This window comes from Pedobacter sp. 22226 (genome assembly GCF_052045455.1).
Lineage (GTDB): Bacteria > Bacteroidota > Bacteroidia > Sphingobacteriales > Sphingobacteriaceae > Pedobacter > Pedobacter jeongneungensis.
The window spans coordinates 170,680-195,002 of sequence record NZ_JBQEPB010000005.1; the positions used below are offsets into that span (position 1 = coordinate 170,680).

General features: G+C 39.3%; 18 protein-coding genes. 13 read left to right on the forward strand and 5 right to left on the reverse strand.

What is annotated here, in order from left to right:
- Positions 1 to 15: 15 nt before the first annotated feature.
- Positions 16 to 489, reverse strand: a complete 474-nt coding sequence (rlmH, locus tag ACTJKC_RS12980; protein WP_025145144.1) for a 23S rRNA (pseudouridine(1915)-N(3))-methyltransferase RlmH — start codon at positions 487 to 489, stop codon at positions 16 to 18.
- 111 nt (positions 490 to 600) lie between these two features.
- Here rlmH and ACTJKC_RS12985 point away from each other — a divergent pair, with 111 nt between their 5' ends.
- Together ACTJKC_RS12985 and ACTJKC_RS12990 are read left to right on the forward strand one after the other, a co-directional pair.
- Positions 601 to 2,415 (forward strand): MutS-related protein, encoded by a 1,815-nt coding sequence (locus ACTJKC_RS12985; protein WP_440792453.1) that lies wholly within the window; start codon positions 601 to 603, stop codon positions 2,413 to 2,415.
- Between the two features lie 141 nt (positions 2,416 to 2,556).
- Positions 2,557 to 2,988, forward strand: coding sequence for a hypothetical protein (locus tag ACTJKC_RS12990; protein WP_440792455.1), 432 nt, complete (start codon positions 2,557 to 2,559; stop codon positions 2,986 to 2,988).
- A gap of 19 nt (positions 2,989 to 3,007) precedes the next feature.
- On the opposite strand, the gene ACTJKC_RS12995 is transcribed toward ACTJKC_RS12990, so the two are convergent.
- Positions 3,008 to 3,886, reverse strand: coding sequence for an AraC family transcriptional regulator (locus ACTJKC_RS12995; protein WP_440792457.1), 879 nt, complete (start codon positions 3,884 to 3,886; stop codon positions 3,008 to 3,010).
- A 225-nt stretch (positions 3,887 to 4,111) separates the two neighbouring features.
- Here ACTJKC_RS12995 and ACTJKC_RS13000 point away from each other — a divergent pair, with 225 nt between their 5' ends.
- From ACTJKC_RS13000 to ACTJKC_RS13025, 6 genes are all read left to right on the forward strand, one after another.
- Positions 4,112 to 6,844: a DUF1553 domain-containing protein gene (locus ACTJKC_RS13000; RefSeq protein WP_440792459.1), complete on the forward strand. Its 2,733-nt coding sequence runs from the start codon at positions 4,112 to 4,114 to the stop codon at positions 6,842 to 6,844.
- Positions 6,845 to 6,856: 12 nt separating this feature from the next.
- Positions 6,857 to 8,368, forward strand: coding sequence for a DUF1501 domain-containing protein (locus ACTJKC_RS13005; protein ID WP_440792461.1), 1,512 nt, complete (start codon positions 6,857 to 6,859; stop codon positions 8,366 to 8,368).
- Positions 8,369 to 8,582: 214 nt separating this feature from the next.
- Positions 8,583 to 9,515: a sugar phosphate isomerase/epimerase family protein gene (locus ACTJKC_RS13010; RefSeq protein ID WP_440792463.1), complete on the forward strand. Its 933-nt coding sequence runs from the start codon at positions 8,583 to 8,585 to the stop codon at positions 9,513 to 9,515.
- A 1-nt stretch (position 9,516) separates the two neighbouring features.
- On the forward strand, positions 9,517 to 10,908 hold the full coding sequence (locus ACTJKC_RS13015) for a c-type cytochrome domain-containing protein (protein ID WP_440792465.1): 1,392 nt from the start codon (positions 9,517 to 9,519) through the stop codon (positions 10,906 to 10,908).
- 114 nt (positions 10,909 to 11,022) lie between these two features.
- The gene (locus ACTJKC_RS13020) at positions 11,023 to 12,360 is read left to right on the forward strand and encodes a GH1 family beta-glucosidase (RefSeq protein ID WP_440792467.1); all 1,338 of its coding nucleotides are present in this window, start codon (positions 11,023 to 11,025) and stop codon (positions 12,358 to 12,360) included.
- A 54-nt stretch (positions 12,361 to 12,414) separates the two neighbouring features.
- On the forward strand, positions 12,415 to 12,852 hold the full coding sequence (locus tag ACTJKC_RS13025; RefSeq protein ID WP_440792469.1) for a DUF2007 domain-containing protein: 438 nt from the start codon (positions 12,415 to 12,417) through the stop codon (positions 12,850 to 12,852).
- Positions 12,853 to 13,340: 488 nt separating this feature from the next.
- Here the strand turns inward: ACTJKC_RS13025 and ACTJKC_RS13030 are convergent, their stop codons facing one another.
- Complete coding sequence (locus tag ACTJKC_RS13030; RefSeq protein ID WP_440792471.1) at positions 13,341 to 15,620, reverse strand: aconitate hydratase; 2,280 nt, start codon at positions 15,618 to 15,620, stop codon at positions 13,341 to 13,343.
- A 208-nt stretch (positions 15,621 to 15,828) separates the two neighbouring features.
- Between ACTJKC_RS13030 and ACTJKC_RS13035 the strand changes: the two genes are divergently transcribed.
- Positions 15,829 to 16,773: an erythromycin esterase family protein gene (locus ACTJKC_RS13035; RefSeq protein WP_440792473.1), complete on the forward strand. Its 945-nt coding sequence runs from the start codon at positions 15,829 to 15,831 to the stop codon at positions 16,771 to 16,773.
- A gap of 141 nt (positions 16,774 to 16,914) precedes the next feature.
- Here ACTJKC_RS13035 and ACTJKC_RS13040 read toward each other — a convergent pair whose 3' ends face one another.
- Positions 16,915 to 17,571 carry a polysaccharide deacetylase family protein gene (locus ACTJKC_RS13040; RefSeq protein WP_440792475.1) on the reverse strand — a complete coding sequence of 219 codons (657 nt, stop codon included), beginning with the start codon at positions 17,569 to 17,571 and terminating at the stop codon, positions 16,915 to 16,917.
- A 73-nt stretch (positions 17,572 to 17,644) separates the two neighbouring features.
- Between ACTJKC_RS13040 and ACTJKC_RS13045 the strand changes: the two genes are divergently transcribed.
- The 4 genes from ACTJKC_RS13045 to ACTJKC_RS13060 all read left to right on the forward strand — a co-directional run bounded on the left by ACTJKC_RS13045 (position 17,645) and on the right by ACTJKC_RS13060 (position 22,829).
- Positions 17,645 to 18,994: a TolC family protein gene (locus ACTJKC_RS13045; protein WP_440792477.1), complete on the forward strand. Its 1,350-nt coding sequence runs from the start codon at positions 17,645 to 17,647 to the stop codon at positions 18,992 to 18,994.
- Positions 18,995 to 19,096: 102 nt separating this feature from the next.
- Entirely contained in the window at positions 19,097 to 20,428 is a 1,332-nt protein-coding gene (locus ACTJKC_RS13050) for an efflux RND transporter periplasmic adaptor subunit (protein WP_440792479.1), read from the forward strand.
- Positions 20,429 to 20,502: 74 nt separating this feature from the next.
- On the forward strand, positions 20,503 to 21,504 hold the full coding sequence (locus tag ACTJKC_RS13055; RefSeq protein WP_440792481.1) for an NAD(P)H-dependent glycerol-3-phosphate dehydrogenase: 1,002 nt from the start codon (positions 20,503 to 20,505) through the stop codon (positions 21,502 to 21,504).
- A gap of 980 nt (positions 21,505 to 22,484) precedes the next feature.
- Positions 22,485 to 22,829: a hypothetical protein gene (locus ACTJKC_RS13060; protein WP_025145126.1), complete on the forward strand. Its 345-nt coding sequence runs from the start codon at positions 22,485 to 22,487 to the stop codon at positions 22,827 to 22,829.
- 57 nt (positions 22,830 to 22,886) lie between these two features.
- Here ACTJKC_RS13060 and rimO read toward each other — a convergent pair whose 3' ends face one another.
- Positions 22,887 to 24,218 carry a 30S ribosomal protein S12 methylthiotransferase RimO gene (rimO, locus tag ACTJKC_RS13065; protein WP_440792483.1) on the reverse strand — a complete coding sequence of 444 codons (1,332 nt, stop codon included), beginning with the start codon at positions 24,216 to 24,218 and terminating at the stop codon, positions 22,887 to 22,889.
- Positions 24,219 to 24,323 lie beyond the last annotated feature (105 nt).

The window sequence follows — 24,323 nt, forward strand, 5'->3', positions numbered from 1 at the left end:
TTACCTCTTCCATCCTTATGCGTGATGATAAGGTTCTCCTTTTAAAATGCTAAATCCGCGGTAAAGCTGCTCAACAAAAAATAACCTGATCATTTGGTGCGAAAAAGTCATATCCGATAGCGAAATTAAACCATTTGCCCTTTTGTAAATGCTTTCGTCAAAGCCATAGGGCCCGCCGATAATAAAAATAAGGTGCTGTACGCTACCCACCATCTGTTTATTTAAATAGTTGGAAAATTCTACCGACGAATATTTTTTTCCTTTTTCATCTAATAAAATCACAACATCGCCATTATTAATTTGTTTGTGCAATAACTCCGCTTCTTTTGCTTTTTGCTGCGCCTCACTCAGGTTTTTAACGTTTTTTACATCGGGTATGGCCAAAAAACTAAAGTTAATGTAATGTTTAAGGCGGTTGATGTATTTATCAATTCCCTCAATTAGATATTTATCTTCAGTTTTGCCAATGGCGATCAGGGTAATCTTCATTTAATATTTTGCCTATCTTTAGAATTTGGAGTTCCAAACTTAGAGAAAATTGTAACAAAAAATATAATCTATCCATCTGATAGCTCCGGAAATGTATATTGAATATAAATCATGCTAAAACAAAAACAAGAAATAATTGCCTTTTACGATCAGAAAATCAAAGAAGTAACAACAGCTATCAGTCAGAGCAAAAAACTGATTGATCAGCTTTCTTTTGTGCGCATTGGTTTATTCCTGGCCGAAATTTTACTATTTATTGCACTGGTTAGCTCGGCAGATGATAATCTGCGAACTTTAATTCAGATTGGTTTAATGCTGCCTGTAATTGCATTTGCCTTTATTGTGCGCCGGCAAAGTAAGCTCGATCGCGAAATCGATTATAAAAAACAGCTTTTGTGGGTTTATCAGAACGAGTGGAATGTTTTAAACGGAAACGTGAACGGATACGACCAGGGTACTGCTTTTGAATCGGAATTGCATCCTTATGCTGCTGATCTTGATATTTTTGGACATGCCTCATTATTCGCGCTGATTAACCGTTGCAGCACCAAAAGCGGAAATAATATTTTGGCAAAAAATTTAGGAGAAAAATCTACACGCGATAAGATGCTGCAGAGACAGGAAGCGGTAAAAGAAATAATTGAAAAGATAGATGAGACCTATAGTTTCAGGGCTAATCTGCATGGCTACGATCCGGATAAGATAGAGCAGATTAAAATGCAGTTAAAGTATCAGTTGGGAGCGCAACTGGAATTTGTAGCCGGAAAATTTTTGCGGCTTTACGTTAAATTAGTCCCTTACCTGTCTATCGCGCTGGTTTTGGCGGGATTATTTGTAAGCAGTGGTTTCTGGAAAGTTTTAATCCTGCTTTGCATTATCCACATTGGATGGAACGTATTATTGGGAGCAAAGATCAATAAGGTTTTTTATAGTTTCGGTGGAAGTTCTAACCTGTTAAACGGATATGCAAGCGCTATTTTATGGACAGAAAATCAAAACTGGAAGAGCCCTTACACCTTGAATTTATTAGACTCGAAAATTCCGGTAAGTAAAGAAATTAAAAGCCTGTCTAAAATTATCGAAAATTTTGATGCAAGGCTTAATATTATCGTTGGTGGAATATTGAATGCAATTTTATTATGGGATTTAAGGTGTTGTGTTAATCTTGATAAATGGTATAAATCGTCTTCAAATGATGTGGTTACAGCCCTCCATCACCTGGGAGATTTTGAAGAACTGATTTCGCTGGCCACCACAGCTCATAATCATCCTGATTGGGTTTTTCCGGTACTTACTGATGAGTTTGCCCTTTCGGCTATCAATATCGGGCATCCGCTTATTAATGAAAAATTAAGGATAAACAATGATTTTCATCTGGAAGCGAAACCAACCGTTGATATTGTAACGGGATCTAACATGGCGGGTAAAAGCACTTTTCTCCGCACTTTGGGCATTAATATGATATTGGCTTATGCAGGAGCACCGGTTTGTGCCAAAAGTATGAAATTATCTGTTTTCTCGATTAACACTTACATGCGGATTAAAGATTCGCTAAACGAAAGCACTTCTACATTTAAGGCAGAATTAAACCGTTTGAAAATGATTTTAGATCATGTGGTAAAAGACAAAGATACGTTGGTTTTGATCGATGAAATGCTCCGTGGTACCAATAGCAGGGATAAATACCTGGGATCAAAAGTTTTTGTAGAAAAACTGATTGCCGAAAAAACACCTGCGCTTTTTGCCACTCATGATCTGCAACTGGCCGATCTGATTATTGACCACCCCGAAACGGTTCGTAATTTCCATTTCGATATCCAGATTACAGAAGGCGAAATGAAATTTGATTATCTGCTTAAACAAGGACCCTGCAAAACTTTTAATGCTGCCATTTTACTGAAAGAAATTGGGTTGACTTTGGATTAGTGAGGTATCAGCAGCACTGTAGAAAGATATTTATATTAATCGGATGTAACTCCAAACTGCACAGGAAAATAGAATTAGAAAATCCATAGAATTCGTATCTTGGTTTAAAAAAACGCTAAACTCAATCTAAATTAAATGTATATGAAACATTCGCTCACTTATACTTTAAAAGTAACATTAACCACCTTGTTGCTTTGCACACCCATTACTTTTGCAATCATGATGGGCTATCTTAGGCTGTTGCCACTTATATCTTCAAATTACAGTTTCAATGTTAACCTGGATATAAAAGATGCTGCTGTATTTATTGTATTAACTTTCTGCACACTTTTATTTAATATGAGGAAAATTGGCGGTATTGCACCGGTAACTTATAATAAGCCTAATATTACAACCAATGCAATGATGACTTCAATTGCGATCTTTTTGGTCTATCTATGGTTTCGGGAAAAATTAATGTACCTTTCAATTGATGAATTCTTAATCACATATGGTCCTACATTTCTCATTACCTTTATTTGCATGAGGGTTTATGCACTAAGAAATGAAGAAAGCCAGGCTAAATTAATTTAAAAATTGCACAGCCTGCACGTTAATTAAACCTGTTATCCCGGTACTGTTTTGGCGAAATGCCTATAATGCTCGAAAAAAGTCTGCTGAAATAATAAGGATCGTTAATGCCGATTTTTTGGGCGATTTCATTGATCCGCAAATTGGTGAACAGTAAATATTGGGTGGTTTTCTGAATTTTGAGCTGGTTAAAGTAATCGATAGGAGAGGTTCCTGTTTTCTTTTTAAAGATCGCTGATAAATAAGATGGTGATAGGTAAACTGCCAAAGCCAGTTCTTTTAAACTCAGCATTTTTTCAATATTGTTCCGCATAAAATCAATAACTTCTTCTACTTTATCAGGCTCAATAATTTTGTCAGTCTGTTTATCGGTAAAAATAATTTCTGCAATGTAGTGGTGGAAACATAAATTGGCATAAATGATGTTTTCTTTACTAAAGCCTCTCTCCAGCCGGTTATAAATGGTATCGAACAGGATTTTTCTTTCTTCGTTAAAACCTGCATAGGCTTTGTAATGCTGTAATGACTCCACAATATTGTCGGCACCGGTCCCTGAAAAGTGGAACCAATAAATAGTCCATGGTAAAATCGGATCAGCCTGATAAATATGTGGTGTTTTTTTAGGGATGATGATGAAGTTACCGGCTTCTACATGATAAGACGTGCCCTGAAATTCAACATTTCCCTTGCCTTCGGTACAATAAATTAAAATGTGCTGATCAGCTCCATGGTTTCTTCGGGCGTAGTGATTCAGTGCCTTACGGTAATAGCCAATATCGGTAACAAATAAATTGTTGATTATTCCGTTGGCAATGCATTGTTTTAAAAGTACATTCTTTGGAATGATAATGGATTTTTGGAAATCGAAATCATTTTTTTCTCTAATCGGACGTTTTTCCATATTTAATTTCTAAAGAAAAAGTAAAATAATCCATCTTTTGCACAAATTAATACATTTTTGGCTATTATATTTTTATTCACCTTTGGTTTTACAGTAACTGTAAATTAGCAATTTAGGCTAAGAGCTGCTCCCGTTATGGTTTTGACAGATGTTTAGCTTGGTTTAACTTTGTGTATAAATACAAAACTGCTAAAAATTAATTTAAGTTTATTCTAACCAATGGTATTGAAAAAGAAAATGTTATTTACGGCCGGCTTCGCACTGGTTGTGATCACTTTAATTGCCTTTTCACTTTTTTCTTCAGAAAAACAGATTGATTTTAACGCGCAGGTAAAACCTATTCTGAATAAGAAATGTATTTCGTGCCATGGCGGGGTTAAGCAACAGGGTGGTTTTAGTGTGTTGTTTAGAGAAGAAGCTTTGGCCAAAACCAAAAGTGGTAAACCTGCAATTATCCCCGGAAATCCGGAAGATAGCGAATTTATCAAACGCTTAAAATCCAACGATCCTGAAGAAAGGATGCCATATAAGCACCCTGCCTTAAATACTGATGAAATTGATATACTGAGTGGCTGGATAAAACAAGGGGCAAAATGGGGTAACCACTGGGCCTACGTAAGTGTAAAGCCAACTGAGGTGCCCAATGTAAATAACGACTGGATCCGTAACGATCTGGATAAGTTTATTTTTGCCAAACTGGAAGAAAACAAACTCGAACCTTCTAAAACAGCTGATAAAGCTACCTTATTAAGAAGAGTAAGTCTGGATCTGATTGGTACCTATCCTTCAGATCAGCTGGCGAAATTTTACCTCAACAGTACTAACGAACAGCAGGCTTACAATGTACTGGTTGATAGTTTATTGGCTTCGCCGAAATTTGGCGAACGCTGGGCATCTATGTGGCTTGATATTGCCCGTTATGCTGATACCAAGGGTTATGAGAGCGATCCGAACCGAAATATCTGGAGTTACCGGGATTGGGTAATTAAGGCCTTTAACAAAGATATGCCTTACAATCAGTTTATTACTGATCAGATTGCCGGCGATTTGTTTCCAAAACCAACCGATGCCCAATATATTGCAACAGCCTTTAGCAGAAATACCCCAACCAATGATGAAGGCGGGACCAATAACGAAGAATTTAGAACAGCAGCCGTTTTAGACCGTGTAAATGCCACATGGGAAGGTTTGATGAGCACTACATTTTCTTGCGTACAATGCCATAGTCACCCTTACGATCCCTTTAAACACGACGAATACTATAAATTCATGTCGTATTTTAATAACACGAGGGATGAAGATGTTTCAGAAGAATATCCGCTGTTTAAAAATTTTAACGATAGTCTTAAAAATCAGCTTAACCTGTTAACCAGCTGGGTTAAAAATGTTGCAGGCAAAGAAAGGGCATCAGAAGTTGAATTGTTTTTAAAAACCGGTCAGCCTGCCTTCAATTCTACCACGGCCGATCAATTGGTAAATTCGGTTATTGGCAACAATAATATTGCCTTGTATTTTAAAAACAGTTCGTCAGCGAGATTAAAAATGGTTAACCTCGCAAATGTTGATCAGCTGATCATGCGTTATAACTGCAGCAAAGCAAACGGCACCATGAGTTTACATTCAGGTTCGCCAAACGGGCCGGTTTTAAAATCGTGGAAGCTGGCGCAAACCAGTGGCTATCAGAATGTGGAAATCGATTTCCCAAAGCAAACCGGGGTAAAAGATGTGTACCTGAAATACACCAATGCTTCAGTAAAAAATCCTGACGAATTTATGGTGTACTTCGATTGGTTTTATTTTACCAGACAGTTTCCCGGAAAAGGCAGGCCAGAGTACTTATCCTATAAAAAAACATTTAATACTTTAATGGATGCGCAGGTGCCCACTACACCAATTATGGTCGAAAATCCATTAAGTATGCAGCGTAAAAATTATGTATTTGAGCGTGGTGCCTGGACGTCAAAAGGTAAAGAAGTAAAAGCTGGAGTACCCAATTCCCTGGCTTTTGCCATGCCTAAAAATGCACCAGATAACCGGATGGGTTTAGCGATGTGGCTTACCGATAAAAGAAATCCGCTCGTATCCCGTACCATGGTAAACCGTTTATGGGAGCAGCTTTACGGTGCCGGTTTGGTTGAGACCCTCGAAGATATGGGCACGCAGGGGATGGCGCCAACCCACCAGGAACTTTTAGATTTTATGGCTTACCAGTTTATGTATAAATACAACTGGAGTGTTAAAAAAATGCTGAAAGAACTCGTAATGATGGCAACTTACCGGCAGGACAGCAAAGTATCGAATGAATTAAAAGAAAAAGACCTTTTTAATAAGTTTTATGCACGCGGCTCGAGGGTGCGGTTAAGTGCAGAGCAGATCAGAGACCAGAGTTTAGCCGTTTGTGGGGTGTTGAGCAATAAAATGTATGGTCCGCCGGTAATGCCATGGCAGCCTGAAGGGATTTGGTTTTCGCCTTATAACGGTGCCAAATGGATAACCAGTGGGGGCGAAGAACAATATCGCAGGGGAATTTATACCTATTGGAAACGCACAGCTCCTTATCCATCTGCCATCGCTTTTGATGGCGCTTCAAGAGTAGTTTGCAGTCCGCGGCGTATTCGCACCAACACGCCTTTGCAGGCATTGGTTACCCTAAATGATAGTGTTTATATCGATCTGGCGAGAAAACTTGCCCTCCGTATGGAAAAAACAGGCGGAAATACCAGTAAAACCAAAATTGCAAAGGGCTACGAAATGATTTTATATAAAAGCATTCCTCAAAACAGATTAAAGGTGTTTGAAGACCTTTACGCCAAAGCTTTTGAGGAGTTTAAAAAGAATTCGGCAAGTGTTTCGGCATTTATGGGCGATAAACAAAAAAAATATAAACCGGAAGATGCTGCAATGGTGTTAGTGGCCAATGCCATGCTTAATCTGGATGAAGTAGTTACTAAAAATTAATCTGATCAGGTTATGACGAGAGACGAATTAAATGCACATCGGTTAATTAAAGAAGCACATGAGGCAAACGCAAGGCTCCACTCCAGACGGCACTTTTTAAAAGAAAGTGCCATGGGGCTTGGTGCTTTGGCAATGGGGTCATTACTGGGGAGCTGTGGTAATCTTTTTTCAGCTAAACAAACCAGGATCGCCTATGATCCTGCACATCCTTTATTGCCAAAATCGCCCCCACTTGTTGGTAAGGCTAAAAGTGTAATTTATTTGCACATGGCTGGTGCGCCCTCACAACTGGAACTATTCGATTTTAAACCCGAACTAATGAAAATGGATGGACAGGATTGTCCGCCTTCTTTACTGGCCGGTAAAAAGTTCGCTTTTATTACCGGGGTGCCTAAAATGCTTGGTCCGCAGGCAGTTTTTGCCAAACACGGTCAGTCTGGTGCTTTGGTGAGTGATAATTTACCTCATTTTTCTACCATGGTAGATGATGTAACCTTTTTAAAGGCCGTAAAAACCGATCAGTTTAACCACGCACCGGCGCAGCTTCTGGTACACACGGGTTCGCCCCGGTTGGGCCGGCCGAGTATGGGCAGCTGGGTAACTTATGGTTTAGGTTCAGAAAACCAGAACCTGCCGGGTTATGTGGTGTTAACCAGCGGAGGCAGTTTCCCTGATGCCGGTAAAAGTGTTTGGGGAAGTGGTTTCTTGCCATCGGTTTACCAGGGCGTACAATGCAGGAGCGAAGGCGATCCGGTGTTGTTTATTAAAGATCCTGATGGAATGAACCGTGATTTGAGAAAAGCCTCTATAGAAGCCATTAACAAAGCCAACGAGCAGCAATATCAGGAATATAATGATCCGGAAATTTTGTCGCGGATAGCCCAGTATGAAATGGCTTACCGCATGCAGATATCGGCGCCTGAAGTAATGAATATTAATGACGAACCCGCCTACATCCACGAAATGTATGGTACACAGCCCGGTAAGGCCTGTTTTGCCAACAATGTGTTGCTTGCACGGAAACTGGTAGAAAAAGGCGTGCGGTACATTCAGTTATTCGATTGGGGCTGGGATGCGCATGGCGATAACCCGCACAACTCGCTTAATATAGGTTTGAAAAATAAATGCAGAAGCATCGACAGGCCAATCACAGCGCTATTGCTTGATTTAAAACAACGCGGTTTGTTAGAAGAAACCCTGGTAGTTTGGGGCGGTGAATTTGGCCGTACACCGATGATGGAAAACCGGAACGGGATACAAAACCCATTTAAAGGAAGAGATCATCATACCGAGGCATTTACCATTTGGATGGCCGGAGGCGGTGTTAAAAAAGGCTTTACACATGGCGAAACCGACGAAATAGGCTATAGTGCCATTAGCGGAAAAGTTGATGCCTTCGATATTCAGGCTACGATATTAAACCAGCTTGGTTTTGATCACGAGCAATTTACCTATCCTTTCCAGGGCCGTCCGTTCAGGTTAACCGATGTGGCAGGGAAAGTGATAACCGAGATTGTAGCTTAATTAGTGCGAAATCCGAAGTCGGAAGTTCGAAGTCGATCAGACAATCAATCAATATTCAATAACCAATTGACAATGAAATAATTAATAGTTGGCTGTGAACTATGAACCAATCAACTATTGACTAATGAACAAATGAACAATTGGCTATAAACTATGAACAAATCAACTATTGACCAATGAACAAATGCTAAATGAACAAATGCTAAATGAACCAATGAACCAAACAAGAAGAAAATTTTTACAAAATACAGCGGTTGTTACGGCGGCTTCCATGCTGGCTCCAATACAGAATATCAGTGCCAACCCGTTTAAAAATATGAAAGCTAAGGCAGGATACGAACTGTTATTTATGCAAACCGATTGGGGCTTCGAAGGTACACGGGACGAATTTTGTGCTGCGGCTAAAAAAGAAGGTTACGAAGGGATAGAAGTGTGGTGGCCAGGTGAAGATAAAGCGATAAAAGAGCTGTTCGATGCTGTAAAAAAGTATAAACTGGAGATTGGTTTTTTATGTGCAGGATCGCAATCAAATATAACAGAGCACCTGGCTTCCTTCAAAAGGAGCCTGGATGCCATTTGCGCTAATAGTTATCAAAAACCGGTTTACATCAATTGCCATTCGGGAAAAGATTATTTCACTTATGAGGAAAACAAACAGATTATCGATTACGTAACAGCTAAAAGAAAATCGTCGGGGATACCGATTTACCATGAAACCCACCGTAGCCGGATGATGTTCGCGGCACCGGTTGCCAGGAATTTTGCAGAAAAAAATCCTGAGCTCAGGTTTACGCTGGATATTTCGCATTGGTGTAATGTGCACGAAAGTTTATTGTCTGATCAGAAACAGACCATCGATTTTATTCTGGAAAAAACAGACCATATCCACTCGCGGGTAGGGCATCCCGAAGGACCGCAGGTTAACGATCCACGTGCACCAGAGTGGACAAAAGTAGTAGAAGCTCACCTGGCCTGGTGGGACAAGGTAATTGAACGTAAAAAGAAAAACGGAGAAAGGATGACCATCCTTACCGAATTTGGTCCGGCAGATTATATGCCAACTTTGCCTTACACCCGCCAACCCGTTGCCGATCAGTGGGCAATAAATGTTTATATGATGAACTTGTTAAGAAAAAGGTATCAGTAAAATGTTAGATTTTTTTGGCCGTTTTCACCCGGTTTTTGTCCACCTGCCGATTGGGATTTTATTATTGGCCTGCATTTGTATTCTTTTATCTTTCAAGCCAAAATTTACCGGTTTAAAGTTTGCCATCCCGTTGATGCTGCTGTTTGGAGCATTGAGTGCTGCTGTTTCCTGTATAACAGGATATCTTTTGGCCAATGGCGGTGATTATGAGGGTAACCTGGTGAGTTATCACCAATGGATGGGGATTAGTGTGGCTATTTTATCAATCATTTTATGGGCCATTTATAAAAAGGTTAAATCTAATGGCATATTGGGGACAGTTGCAATAATTCTCGTGGTGTTGATTTCCATTACTGGCCATCTCGGTGGTTCTTTAACCCATGGAGCCGATTATTTAACTGCTCCGCTTACATCAGGAAGTACAAAGGGAGGAGCCGCCATCCCGCCAATTCCCAATGTGCAAGAAGCTATTATTTATCAAAATGCTATTCAACCATTATTAAAAAGCCGTTGTTACAGCTGCCATGGTAGCGAAAAGCAAAAAGGCAGGTTACGGTTGGATCAGGAGGAGTATATTTTAAAAGGCGGCGAAGATGGACATACAGTTGTTAAAGGAAAAGCTGATGAAAGTGAACTGATCAAGCGGATTCTCCTTCCTTTAAGCGATGAAGACCACATGGCGCCAAAAGAAAAACCACAGCTTACTGCCAATGAAATTGCGTTGTTAAAATGGTGGATCAATAATGGTGCTGATTTTAAAAAGAAATTTAAAGATCTGCCGCAAAACGATGAAATGAAACCGGTACTGGCCAGTTTGCAAAAAGGAGAAAATGCAGAAGCTGAAATAAAAGATAGTGATATCCCAAAAGATGAGGTTTCTGCTGCTGATGATAAAGTGCTGAAAAAATTGGCAGATGCAGGTATTACAATCGTTCCGGTTGCACAAAATACAAATTATCTTTCTGCAAACTTTGTCAATGCGCAATCAATGGGAAAAGATGTTTTGGACCTCCTTAAATCAATCGACAAGCAATTGCTTTGGCTTAAGTTAGAAAATGCTAAGGTAAACGATCAAACATTAACCGCCATTAAAAATTGTAAAAACTTAAGCAGGGTAAACCTGAATAATACCAAAATAACTGATGCCGGTTTATTAGCGTTAAAAGATTTAGATCAGTTACAATCGCTGAGTTTGGTAGGAACAAAAATTACCGCTAAGGGAATTAATCAGTTAAAAAAACTTCAAAATTTAAAATTTTTGTACATCTACCAAACTGGTGTAAATAAAGCAGATTTGGCCAGTATAAAAAAACTTTTACCGAAAGTGAGCCTGGATACCGGAAATTATAAAGTACCAATGCTTGCGCAGGATACCACAGTTGTTAAGCCATAGTAATATCGAAAAACAGTCATTTCGTTACGGTTTAGCGCGCTTTTCGCTAAAAAGTTATTGCTTAACGATTTGTTAATATTAAACTTGCAACTTATGGCAATTAATTGGTAAACAATGGTCAATGCGAGCAATTTTGGTCAGGATTTTTTGTGGGGAGTAGCTACTGCTGCCGCCCAGATAGAGGGTACTGCAACCCAATATGGCAAAGGTCCCTCTATTTGGGATACCTTTACCGCAAAAAACGGAAAAATAAAAAAGAACCATAAATTAGATCCGGCCTGCGATTTTTACCACCGTTATACCGAAGATGTTGCCCTGGTTAAACTTTTAGGTTTTAAAGTCTTCAGGTTTTCTATTGCCTGGTCGCGGATTTTGCCTGCAGGTAGGGGAGAAATCAACCAGGAAGGCATCAGATTTTATCACAACTTAATCGATGAGTGTTTATCAAACGGAATTATCCCTTACATTACACTGTATCACTGGGATTTGCCCCAGGCTTTAGAAGACGAAGGCGGTTGGACCAGCTTCAGTATCAATGCTGCTTTTAATGCTTTTGTAAGCATCTGTGCTTTAGAATATGGCGACAAGGTAAAAAACTGGATTGTATTGAACGAACCTTTTGGTTATACCTCTTTAGGTTATATGCTCGGCATCCATGCACCCGGTAAAACGGGCCTAAGCAATTTCTTTCCTGCTGTATTGCATACTGCTCTGGCACAGGCCGAAGGGGGCAAGATTTTACGTGCAGAAATTAGCAATGCCAATATTGGTACTACTTATTCCTGCTCAGAAATTATCCCGAATACACAAAGTGATAACGATATCCTTGCCGCAAAACGCGTAGATTGTTTAATGAACCGCTTATTTATAGAGCCTGCACAAGGAATGGGTTTTCCAACCGCTGACTGGGATTTGCTCGAAAAATTTCAGATCGAATATGGTACATGGCGGCTACAGGAGCGGATGAAGTTTGATTTCGACTTTATCGGCCTTCAAAATTATTTTCCGCTGGTGGTAAAATACAATGCTTTCATTCCTGTAATCCAGGCTTGGGAAGTAAAAGCCAAAAGCCGGAAAAAGCCGCATACTGCCATGGGCTGGGAAATTAATGCCGATAGTTTTTACAATATCGTAAAGCAGTTTGCGGCCTATCCAAATGTTAAAAATATCATCATTACTGAAAATGGTGCAGCTTATCACGATAAGCTAACTGATGGCAGGGTGGAAGACCCTGAACGGATTGAATATTTTAAGCTTTATCTCAGTGCGCTTTTGAAGCTAAAAAACGACGGCGTAAATGTTACCGGTTACATGGCCTGGACATTGATGGATAATTTTGAGTGGGCCGAAGGTTTTACTGCCAGATTCGGTTTGATTTACAACGATTTTAAAACCCAGCAGCGCACCATTAAAGATTCCGGGTATTGGTGGCAGGATTTTCTTAAAAGGTAGCGGATAAGCTGCGGTTTTCTCTTTCTTTGCTGAACAAATTCTTATGTTTGGTTTATGAACGATAAAACAGTTGTTTACAGCACCTACTACAATCCCATGGAGGCCAATATTATAAAGGCCAAACTGGAAGATAGCGGTTTTGCCTGTTTCCTTGCCGATGAAAATGTAGCTACATTAAACCCTCTTTACAATCAGGCCATTGGGGGCGTAAAACTGATTGTTTTTGAAAGAGATGTAGAAGCAATCAATAATTTGCTGGCAGAAGATAATAGCCTGAATATTGGATCAGCTGATGAAACGGGCGATAATGAAGAACCAACAGAAGAACAGCCTGATTGCCCAAAATGCGGTTCAAAAAATGTTGGTTATGGAATGGCTACCGATAAAAAGTATAGCCTTTGGGCTACTATACTTGCCTTTTTAACATTTACCACGCCAATTAAAGCCAATAAATGCTACCATTGCTACAATTGTGGTTACGAGTTTAAATAATTACAGTTTTTTGAAGCGCAGCGTCAGTAGCCATATTAAGGTTGGTTTCCGTGCTTCGCTGTATCCTTGCGCTTCGCTTCAGGGATGCCGCTGCGCCCGGGGCTGGAAAGTTCCTTTACTGCAGGAAAGACAAAACCTCACCTCATTGTATTCAAGCAGGTATTTGTTGAATAAAGCATTTTTTGGGTAAAAAGTATTCCTGCTTCTGATCTCTAAACCCGATATACGCGTATGCTGGTTTTTTTCTAACCAGCAGCAGCATTAGCGGGACCAACCCCAACCTAAGCATTACTGCACCTGCTTTCCAAATAAAAAAAAAATCTCATTTATTTAGCCTTCCAAAATAACGGTAGAGATTGCTTCGCCGGCTTAAAAAGCCTTCTCGCAAACGAGTTTTACAATAAAAAATCCCGTTCTGATTTAACAAAACGGGATTTATATTATTTATATCCAGCCTTCGGACTACAGACTCCGGACTTTCAGACTAATTAAAGCGCTGCCTTAGCCGCTGCTTCTGCCCTGATGATATTTAATGCACCACCAGCCTTAAACCACTCAATTTGTTGAGCGTTATAACTGTGATTTACAGGGAACGATTCTTCTGTGCCATCAGCGTGGTGTAAAACCAAAGTTAATGGTTGATCAGGAGCAAAGGTTGTTAAGCCTAAGATATCGATGGTATCATCTTCCAGGATTTTATCGTAATCTTCTTTATTGGCAAACGTTAAACCCAGCATTCCTTGTTTCTTAAGGTTGGTTTCGTGGATACGCGCAAAAGATTTTACCAATACAGCACGAACACCTAAGTGACGAGGCTCCATAGCAGCATGCTCACGAGATGAACCTTCACCATAGTTTTCATCACCCACAACGATCGATCCTAAACCAGCCGCTTTGTAATCGCGTTGTGTTGCAGGAACCGGACCGTATTCGCCGGTGAGTTCATTTTTAACGTTATCTGTTTTATCATTGAAGAAGTTAACTGCACCGATAAGCATGTTGTTAGAAATGTTATCTAAGTGACCACGGAATTTTAACCATGGACCAGCCATAGAAATGTGATCGGTTGTACATTTACCTTTGGCTTTGATTAAAAGTTTTAAACCTTTTAAATCTGTACCTTCCCAAGGGGTAAAAGGATCTAATAATTGTAAACGGTGAGAAGTTGGAGAAACCAAAACCTCAACTTTAGAACCATCAGCAGCCGGTGCCTGGAAACCTGCATCTTCTACAGCGAAACCTTTTGTTGGCAATTCATCGCCGGTAGGTGGATCCAGTTTAACCTGCTCGCCTTTATCGTTTGTTAACGTATCGGTTAATGGATTAAAACCTAAATTACCTGAAATCGCTATTGCAGCAACCATTTCTGGCGACGCTACGAAAGCGAAAGTATTAGGGTTACCATCAGCACGCTTAGCAAAGTTTCTGTTAAACGAGTGTACAATTGTATTTTTTTCTGCTTTTTCTGCACCTGTACGGTCCCACATACCAATACATGGTCCGCAGGCGTTAGTGAAAATTGTAGCATCTAAATCTTCGAAAGTTTTTAAGAAACCATCACGGTTAGCCGTGTAACGCACCTGCTCAGATCCCGGGTTAATACCGAAAGCCGATTTAGTAACCAAACCTTTAGCAATAGCCTGGTTTGCGATAGAAGCCGCTCTTGATAAATCTTCGTAAGAAGAGTTGGTACAAGAACCGATCAATCCCCATTCTACTTTTAAAGGCCAGCCGTTTTTCTCAGCTTCCACTTTCATCTGAGAAACCGGAGTAGCTAAATCAGGTGTAAACGGACCGTTTAAATAAGGCTCTAATTCATCAAGATTAATTTCGATCACCTGATCGAAATAATTTTCCGGATCAGCATAAACTTCATCATCACCTGTTAAATATGCAGCAATTTTGTTTGCCTCATCAGCCACTTCATCTCTGCCTGTAGCACGTAAATAACGCTCCATGCTTTCATCGTAACCGAAGGTAGAAGTAGTTGCACCAATTTCTGCACCCATGTTACAGATGGTACCTTTACCAGTACAGCTTAAGTTAATAGCGCCATCACCAAAATATTCTACAATTGCACCGGTACCACCTTTTACGGTAAGGATACCTGCAACTTTAAGGATAACATCTTTAGCTGCAGTCCAGCCGTTTAATTTTCCTGTTAATTTAACACCAATTAATTTAGGAAATTTAAGCTCCCATGGTAAGCCAGCCATTACATCACAGGCATCAGCACCACCAACACCAATAGCAACCATACCCAAACCACCTGCATTTACAGTGTGTGAGTCGGTTCCGATCATCATTCCGCCCGGGAAAGCATAATTTTCTAAAACTACCTGGTGGATAATACCTGCACCTGGTTTCCAGAAACCGATGCCATATTTATTTGATACAGAAGATAAGAAATCAAAAACCTCAGCACTTTCAGTTTTAGCATGAGGTAAATCTATTGAAGCACCTTCTTTAGCCGTAATTAAGTGATCACAGTGAACGGTAGAAGGAACAGCCACCTGTGGCCTGCCTGCCTGCATAAACTGCAATAATGCCATTTGTGCTGTTGCATCCTGCATCGCCACGCGATCTGGTGCAAAATCTACGTAATCAGAACCACGTTTAAACGCCGTTTTAGGATCTCCATCCCAAAGGTGTGCGTACAATATTTTTTCAGATAATGTTAAAGGCCTGCCAACTATTTTACGCGCAGCCTCAACACGGCTACCGAAGTTCGCATAAACCTTTTTAATCATGTCTATATCAAAAGCCATCGATTTTTATTGGTTAAAAGGTAATACTTCTATTCTAATAGCTGCGAATTTACAAAAAAAATAGACCTCTTAAGGTCATCCTTAGATCATTGTATTATTTGGAAATATTCTAAATAGTTAGCGGAGAATAAATTTTTAATTTTATTGCAAATGAGTCATTAAGTTTTATGGAATCTGGATGTTCTGATCATCAATCTGATAAAAGATAATGAGAAAAATATGCTACCTGATGTTGTTGCTCTGCGCAACTTTTAATGCGAAAAGCCAGGAAAATAATGCTGAAAAGCTAAGCTGGCTAAATAAAAATGCCGTTGATCTGAAATCTGCTTACCTGAAAACGCTTTCAGCACAATTAGGCCAAAACGTTATGGTGGGCCTGGGAGAGGCTTCACATGGAACAGAAGAATTCTTTCGGGAAAAAAACAAAATAGTTGAATACCTCATCACTGATCAGAAATATACTCAGATCGGGTTCGAAGTTCCGGATGAGGCCATGGCAAAAGTAAACGATTATGTTACCTCTGGTAAAGGCGATTTAAAACTATTGCTAAAAGATTTCAGGTTGTACCATACAAAATCCTTTTTCGATCTTTTCGAATGGGTAAAAAATTATAACCTTGATCCAAAGCATACTAAAATTGAGGTTTTTGGCTTCGATAACGCCGGCTATACCAATCCATTTGAACGCGATAGCCTGATGGCTAAGAATGCGGTAGAGCGGCAAACAAAAACCAAGGCTAAAATGGTGGTTTGGTCGCATAACCTGCATTTATTAAAAGATACTACGGGCGGCTATAAAGCATTCGGCTATTTCCTGAATAAGCATTACAAAACCGACTTCTTTAACATTGCTTTTGATACTTATGAGGGGAAAGTGAATACCATCAGTGTTAATGATGATGGTACCAGCGAGGTAACAGCCCATCAGCTTGAAACCCCGGCCACTGGTTTTACAGCGCTATTTGCAAAAGCCAGATACGATAATTTTTTTATTGATTTTCGGAACATTAATCCTTTCTCAGGAGTAAAAGATTCTATCACCAATATCTGGGCAGATTGGAGGGCACCTTATGCCATGCCAATCCGGGTGGGTAATGATTTTGATGCCATTATCTTTATTAAAAATACCACGGCATCGCTTCCGTTAAATTAAAAATTTCATTTATTTATTTGCTGTTCAAAATCGGACATATTTGTACGGTTTTGAACAGTTTTTTGTTTGGTGCTATTTTAAGATATTGATAGTGAGGTGTTTGTTTGCTTTTTTTATGCTTGGCATAAGATTGGCTTGGCGCTATAACGTTGAAAAAGTGAAACCTTTTTCAGTAAAATAAGCTAATGCCTTGGGAAGTGTATAAGATAAACGATCAAATGCTTTTAAACTATCGTGAAAAACAATAATAGAACCATTTTCGGTATGTTTTATCACATTTTGATAGCATTTTTCGGGTGCGAGATTGATATCGAAATCACCACTGAGCACGTCCCACATTACAATGTTCAGTTTTGAGTCTTTAGTCTCCAGTCCTGAGTCCGACTTTGGACTTCGGACTTTGGACTTCAGACTTTTAATCTGGCTTTTCTTAATCCTCCCGTAAGGTGGGCGAAAAAGATTAGTTTGTGTAAGTTTCTGGCATTTTAGCGTATTTTCGAGATAGGTTTCATCATCGGTTTTCCAGCCTTTTAAATGGTTAAAAGTGTGGTTGCCGATGGCATGTCCGTCGTTTTTTACACGTTCAAAAACCTCGGGGTGTTTTACAATATTATCGCCAATGCAAAAAAATGTAGCTTTAGCATTGAAAGCTTTTAAAGTTTTTAATACAAAATCTGTAACATTGGGTATAGGTCCATCGTCAAAGGTCAAATAAATAACTTTTTCGGTGCGGGATTTATTCCATAACAAGGATGGATAATACCATTTTAGCAGAAGCGGTGATTTGATCAGGTACATTTAGAACCAAAGTTAGTAAATGCCTGTACAGATTGAAATTATTAAAGTTGTTTATATAGATTTGAAACAAATTATGAAGATGTTTACCAAGAATAAGTTAATTACCGGATCTGCGTTATTAGTGGCATTAAGTTTTAGTCAGCAAATTAGGGCTCAGGAAGTGATCAGCATTGAACAGGCGGTCGAAAATACCTTAAAAAATAATCTAAACATCAAACAGGCAGCATTTAGTGCTTCTTTAAGTGAAGAAAATGTGCGCCAATCTAAAAATGCCCTACTGCCAACCGTAAATGGTACCATTAACCAATCCATGCAATGGGGTAGGAGTCAGCAGGTATCGGGTTTATTCGAAAACACTCAGAATTATAATTTAAGTCCAAATGTGAGTACCAATGTTTCGCTTTTTGGCGGTGGAACTAAAATAAACCAGATCAGGCAGAATAAAATTTTATTGGCTGCCAACCAAACCAATGTAGAAAAGGTAAAAAATGACCTCATTCTTCAGGTGGTAACGGCATATCTTCAGGTTTTAAATAACCAGGATCAGGTTAAAGCTACGCAACAACAACTGGATGTGGCAAATTCTACCTTAAAAAGAGAGCAAGCGCTTTTAGATGTGGGTAACAAAACTCTAGCCGATATTTCACAGGCCAAATCTCAGGCCGCAACTGCTGAACTTAATTTAACTAATGCACAGAATCAGTTAACTATATCTTACTTAACTCTAGGACAGTTAATGGAAATTCAGCCACCAATGACATTTAAAGTGCAGGCGCCATTGGTTAACGAATTGAATAACATTCAAAACACCTACGTTCCAAGTGATATTTATAAACAGGCGCTTAATACTTTCCCCGATATTAAGTTAGCAGAACTGAATAGTAAAGCAGCCGAAAAAGCAATAGACATTGCCAAAGGTGGTTTTTTTCCTCAAATCAGTTTAGGTGGAGGTTTAGGATCAGCTTATTATTATCAATTTAATTCGAATTTCCCGATTTCAAAATTTACTAATCAGTTATCCGATAACTTTGGTCAATATGTGAGCATGGGTATTTCGATTCCGATTTTCAACGGTTTTACAACCAGATCGTCGGTTAGGAAGGCAAAGATTACCTGGATGCAGCGTAGAACTGATGAGCAAATTTCAAAAAATAACCTGATCAAAGTAATCAATCAGGCTGTAGCTGATTTAAATGCAGCGCAAAGCCGGTATTCCTCTACCCAAAATGCGTTTCAGGCACAAAAAGATGCTTTTTATGTAATCGATCAGCGTTATAATGTTGGTTTGGTAAATTCCCTGGATTACAGTACTGCACAAACCAATAGAAATAAAGCCGAAATAGATTTTATTTTAGCGAAATACGATTTACTGTTCCGCGCCAAAGTGATTGATTATTATTTAGGCAAACAGATTGTTTTTTAAGACTAAAGCTGAAAGCACATGGCATTCGATAAAACCTTTCAACTTTAGACCCCTAAAAACCTACAACTTTAATACAAACAAACGAAATACAATAAATAAATTATGAAACTGAAGCATATTATTATCACCGTAGTTGCTATCGTAGCCCTTCTGGTTATACTTAAACTGGCCGGAGTGATAGGTGGAGACAAAACCGAAAAAGTAACTACAGAAAAAGCATCAGATAAAACTGTTGTAGAAACAGTTACGGCAAGTGGTAAAATCCAGCCGGAAACTGAGGTTAAACTAAGTTCGGAAGTATCTGGAGAGGTAGTAGAATTAAAGGTAAAAGAAGGTGATATTGTTAAGGCAGGTCAGTTGCTTTGTAAAGTACGCCCGGATGTATTACAATCAGGCTACGAAAGAACAGTGGCGAGTTTTAATGCTCAAAAAGCCAGTGTGGCTGCAGCACAACAGCAGCTAGTGCAAAACCAGGCTAATTTTGTAAATGCAGAAGCAACTTATAAACGTAATGTAGAGCTTTTTAATAAAAAAGTAATATCAGCTTCAGAGTTCGATTCGGCCAAAGCTGCCTATTTAACTGCTAAAGCCAACCTGGCCAGTGCAAAAGAAAACGTAACCGGTGCTAAATTTACCTTAGAACAAACTGGTGCAAACGTAAAAGAAGCAGGTGCAAACTTAGCTAAAACTACCATTTATGCTCCGGTAGATGGTGTGGTTTCAAAATTATCAATCGAATTGGGCGATCGTATTCTTGGAACTTCGCAAATGGCTGGTACCGAAATTATGCGTATCTCTAACCTGTCATCAATGGAAGTTAATGTTGATGTAAACGAAAATGATATTACCCGTGTTAAAGTTGGCGATAAAGCTTCGATTGAAGTAGATGCTTTCTCTGATAAAAAGTTCAGAGGGGTGGTAACCGAAATTGCAAGTTCATCAACCGCTGTGGGAACTGCGGTGTCTACCTCGGTTGATCAGGTAACGAATTTCTCGGTAAAAATCAGGATTACTGAAGAACTGGCAGGTAAACAACAATCTATTTTCCGTCCGGGTATGTCGGCCACGGTTGATATCGAAAGCGAATCGTTAACAGGTTTAGCCATTCCAATCCAGGCGGTATTCACCGATACCGGAAAATCTGGCGAAAACCAGGGTAACCAGGAAAATACCGATAAACAAAAATCTAAACTGGCCGATAAAAAGGTTAAGCAATATATTTATGCTTACGATGCAAAAACCAAAAAGGTTAAAAAAACAGAAGTAACCACAGGTATCCAGAACGATCAGTTCATAATTGTAAAATCTGGTGTTAAAGCAGGACAAGAAATTGTAACAGGACCTTATTCTGCCATCCAGAACAAATTAAAAGATGGAATGATCGTAGAAAAAACCGCTAAAGACCAATTGTTTAACAAAGACGGCAAAAAGTAAGGTATATTTAACCATAATAAATATTTAAATTGTCCCGGTTTAAAACATTAAACCGGGATTTTTATTTTATAATCATGGTACCTAAAATAGCAATGATAGGGGGTGGGAGCTGGGCTACTGCCATTGTAAAAATGCTTGCAGATAATTTAGCTGAAAAGGAAATTTTTTGGTGGATGCGTAATGAGAGTGCTATAGAGCACATCAAGAAATTTAAGCATAATCCCAATTACATCAGTTCTGTTGAGATTAAACTTGGCCAGGATGATCATATTTCATCGAATATCAATTCCATTGTAAAATCTGCTGATTTTGTGATTTTAAACGTTCCTGCGGCATTTTTAAAAACCACATTAGCTTCTGTTACTGCTGAGGATTTAAAAGGTAAAAAAATCATTTCTGCCATAAAAGGCATCGTGCCGGAAGATAATTTAATTATCGGTGAGTTTATGCACGAAAAATATGGCGTTCCGTACCACGATATTCTGGTGGTTAGCGGTCCATGCCATGCCGAAGAAGTTGCCCTCGAAAAGCTTTCTTATTTAACCATTGCCTGTACCAATATAGAGCAGGCTTCAACCTTTGCTTCTTTTTTAAATACCCGTTATATTAAAACCAATGTGTCCGACGATATTTTCGGGACGGAGTATGCCGCAGTTTTAAAAAATATTTATGCCGTGGCCAGCGGTATCTGTCATGGAATCGGTTATGGCGATAACTTTCAGGCGGTACTGATCAGCAATGCCATCCGCGAGATTAAACGCTTTGTAGATGCAGTTCACCCGATCGATCGCGACATTAAGGAGTCTGCTTATCTCGGCGATTTATTGGTTACCGCTTATTCGCAATTTAGCCGCAACCGCACTTTTGGCAACATGGTAGGCAAGGGGTACACCGTAAAATCGGCCCAGTTAGAGATGAATATGATTGCCGAAGGTTATTATGCCGTAAAATGCATGCACATTAAAAATCAGGCCTATAATGTAGATATGCCAATTTGTAAGGCGGTACATAGCATTATCTATGAGAACCGTTCGCCGCGCATCGAAATGAAATTATTGGCAGAAAAATTAAATTAACGCCGAGTATCAGGCTTTATTTTTTATTTAATATTTGTTTGTAAATCAAGGTTCCTTGCTTTTCGGTTGGGGCAGTCCTTCTTTCCGCTATTATCTTTTTGTGAGGGTTAGCAGAATATTTTAGGATGTGCAACAAAAAGGATAGCCGCTGCAATAAGGTTTATTAAACCGGGGGCAGCTGAAGGAACAAACCGGCGCTTTGCCTATGTTCTGTGCCTTGATTATTGCAGCACCTGTGTTTCTTAGCCCCGGGCGCAGCGGCATCCCTGAAGCGCAGCGGAGGGATATAGCGCAGCACGGGAACAAACTTAAATAGTAGCTCTGGCACTGCGCTCTAAAAAAGAATTAAAGTTTATTTTGTAAAGCTGGTTCCTTGCTTTTCGGTTGGGACAGTCCTTCTTTCCGCTATTATCTTTTTGTGAGGGTTAGTGGAGTATCTTTGGTTTGTGCAACAAAAAGGATAACCACTGCAATAAAGTTTATTAAACCAGAGGCAGCGTAAGAAACAAACCGGCGCTTTGCCTATTATTAGATGTTTTGTGCCTTGTTTATTGCAGCACCTGTGTTTCTTAGCCCCGGGCGCAGCGGCATCCCTGAAGCGCAGCGGAGGGATATAGCGCAGCACGGGAACAAACTTGAATAGTAGCTCTGGCACTGCGCTCCAAAAAAAGAATTAAAGTTTATTTTGTAAAGCTGGTTCCTTGCTTTTCGGTTGGGGCCAGTCTTTCTTTCCGCTATTATTTTTTGTGAGCGTTAGTACATTATTTTAGGATTTGCAACAAAAAAGATAGCCGCTGCAATAAGGTTTATTGAACAAAGGACGGTTCAGGAAACAAATTGGCTTAATTATTTGCTTCGTACCCATTGATTGGTGTGGCCGGCTTAAAAAATAATATTTTAAAATTTTATCTTTATTTATGTAACAGAAATAAAACAAATCTAATGATCAACTGTTATCACCTAAACAAAATATAGCTGTCATGAAAAAGAAATTAGTAATGGGTTTATTAACACTTGCCTTGTTTGGTGGTGCAGCCCTAAATGTAAATGCTCAGGAAAAGAAAAAAACAGAAGTTGGTAAAGCGTTAGACCATACAGGTAAAGCAATTGGAAAAGGTGCTAAATCTGTAGGTAATAAAACAGCAGAAGTTGCTGTAAAAGGAAGCTCGAAAGTTGCAGATAAAACCTGGAAAGGTAAAATGGCACCAGACGGAACTGATGTTTACATTAATGCTAAAAATGAAAAATATTATGTAAACTCTAAAGGTGCTAAAATCTGGTTAAAGCCTAGTCAGATTAAAAACAGGCCTGAACCTAAAAAATAGAAGGTTAAAGTTTATAGAAAAACCCTCGTAGATGTTAAAACCTATGAGGGTTTTATTTTATACAATTGTTCCGTATAAATCGAAATCTTCAGCGCGATCGATTTTTACATTAACAAAGCTTCCGTTTGCAGCATAACCTGTTGCAGCATCAATTAACACTTCGTTATCCACTTCCGGTGAATCGAATTCAGTTCTTCCCACAAAGAAATCACCTTCTTTTTTATCCACCAATACTTTAAAAGTTTTGCCTACTTTTTCCTGATTGATATCAAATGAAATACCTTGCTGAATTTCCATAATATCATCCACGCGTTGTTGTTTTACTTCGTCCGGAATATCATCAACTAAAGTATGTGCATGGGTTTTTTCTTCATGCGAATAGGTAAAGCAGCCTAAACGGTCGAATTTTGTCTCAGCAACCCATTCCTTCATTTCTTCGAAATCGTATTCTGTTTCTCCCGGGTAACCGCAGATTAATGTGGTACGCATGGCAATGTTTGGTACTTTATCGCGGATCTGATTCACTAAATCGATGGTTTTTTGTTTGGTGGTACCACGGCGCATCGATTTTAGCATGTTATCGGTAATGTGCTGTAATGGCATATCCAGATATTTGCAGATGTTATCGCGTTCATTCATCGCATCTAAAATTTCCATAGGAAAGCCAGAAGGGTAGGCATATTGTAAACGGATCCATTCGATACCTGGTACATCAGATAACCGGCGCATCAGTTCATCTAATTTACGTACACCATAAAGATCCAAACCATAATAAGTAAGGTCCTGGGCAATTAAAATAAGTTCTTTTGTGCCGTTTTTAGCCAGAATTTTTGCTTCGTTAACCAATTCTTCCATTGGCTTGCTCATGTGCTTGCCACGCATTAACGGAATGGCACAGAAAGAGCATGGACGGTTACAGCCTTCGGCAATTTTGAAATAAGCAAAATGTGATGGGGTAGTAAGCAAACGTTCGCCAATAAGCTCATGTTTGTAATTGGCACCTAACTCATGTAATATATTCTGCAGATCGTTCGTGCCGAAAAAGGCATCAACATTGGTAATTTCCGATTCTAATTCGGGTTTGTAACGCTCAGATAAGCAGCCGGTTACCACCACTTTACCAATTTTGCCAGCTTCTTTAAGCTCACTGAACTGCAGGATGGTATCTATTGATTCTTGTTTAGCATTATCGATAAAACCGCAGGTATTAATTACAACGATATCATCTTTACCCATCTTATCTGATTCGTGCACAACATTTAAATTGTTGCCACGCAATTGCCCCATCAATACTTCCGAATCGTATATGTTTTTTGAACAACCTAATGTAATAACATTGATTTTAGGTTGTTTAATTGCGCTTTTACTTCTTACTATTTTGGTATTCATCTTTTACACTTGATCTTTACTGTATTAATATAGCCGTCACCCTGAATTTATTTCAGGGGCTTTTTTAAAAGATGCTGAAATAAATTCAGCATGACGATGGCATTG

Excerpts from the sequence above, each read along its gene's own strand:
- rlmH (WP_025145144.1), bottom strand. The coding sequence starts at position 489 with ATGAAGATTACCCTGATCGCCATTGGCAAAACTGAAGATAAATATCTA.
- ACTJKC_RS12985 (WP_440792453.1), top strand. The coding sequence starts at position 601 with ATGCTAAAACAAAAACAAGAAATAATTGCCTTTTACGATCAGAAAATC.
- ACTJKC_RS12990 (WP_440792455.1), top strand. The coding sequence starts at position 2,557 with ATGAAACATTCGCTCACTTATACTTTAAAAGTAACATTAACCACCTTG.
- ACTJKC_RS12995 (WP_440792457.1), bottom strand. The coding sequence starts at position 3,886 with ATGGAAAAACGTCCGATTAGAGAAAAAAATGATTTCGATTTCCAAAAA.
- ACTJKC_RS13005 (WP_440792461.1), top strand. The coding sequence starts at position 6,857 with ATGACGAGAGACGAATTAAATGCACATCGGTTAATTAAAGAAGCACAT.
- ACTJKC_RS13010 (WP_440792463.1), top strand. The coding sequence starts at position 8,583 with ATGAACCAAACAAGAAGAAAATTTTTACAAAATACAGCGGTTGTTACG.
- ACTJKC_RS13015 (WP_440792465.1), top strand. The coding sequence starts at position 9,517 with ATGTTAGATTTTTTTGGCCGTTTTCACCCGGTTTTTGTCCACCTGCCG.
- ACTJKC_RS13020 (WP_440792467.1), top strand. The coding sequence starts at position 11,023 with ATGGTCAATGCGAGCAATTTTGGTCAGGATTTTTTGTGGGGAGTAGCT.
- ACTJKC_RS13025 (WP_440792469.1), top strand. The coding sequence starts at position 12,415 with ATGAACGATAAAACAGTTGTTTACAGCACCTACTACAATCCCATGGAG.
- ACTJKC_RS13030 (WP_440792471.1), bottom strand. The coding sequence starts at position 15,620 with ATGGCTTTTGATATAGACATGATTAAAAAGGTTTATGCGAACTTCGGT.
- ACTJKC_RS13035 (WP_440792473.1), top strand. The coding sequence starts at position 15,829 with ATGAGAAAAATATGCTACCTGATGTTGTTGCTCTGCGCAACTTTTAAT.
- ACTJKC_RS13040 (WP_440792475.1), bottom strand. The coding sequence starts at position 17,571 with ATGTACCTGATCAAATCACCGCTTCTGCTAAAATGGTATTATCCATCC.
- ACTJKC_RS13045 (WP_440792477.1), top strand. The coding sequence starts at position 17,645 with ATGAAGATGTTTACCAAGAATAAGTTAATTACCGGATCTGCGTTATTA.
- ACTJKC_RS13050 (WP_440792479.1), top strand. The coding sequence starts at position 19,097 with ATGAAACTGAAGCATATTATTATCACCGTAGTTGCTATCGTAGCCCTT.
- ACTJKC_RS13055 (WP_440792481.1), top strand. The coding sequence starts at position 20,503 with ATGGTACCTAAAATAGCAATGATAGGGGGTGGGAGCTGGGCTACTGCC.
- ACTJKC_RS13060 (WP_025145126.1), top strand. The coding sequence starts at position 22,485 with ATGAAAAAGAAATTAGTAATGGGTTTATTAACACTTGCCTTGTTTGGT.
- rimO (WP_440792483.1), bottom strand. The coding sequence starts at position 24,218 with ATGAATACCAAAATAGTAAGAAGTAAAAGCGCAATTAAACAACCTAAA.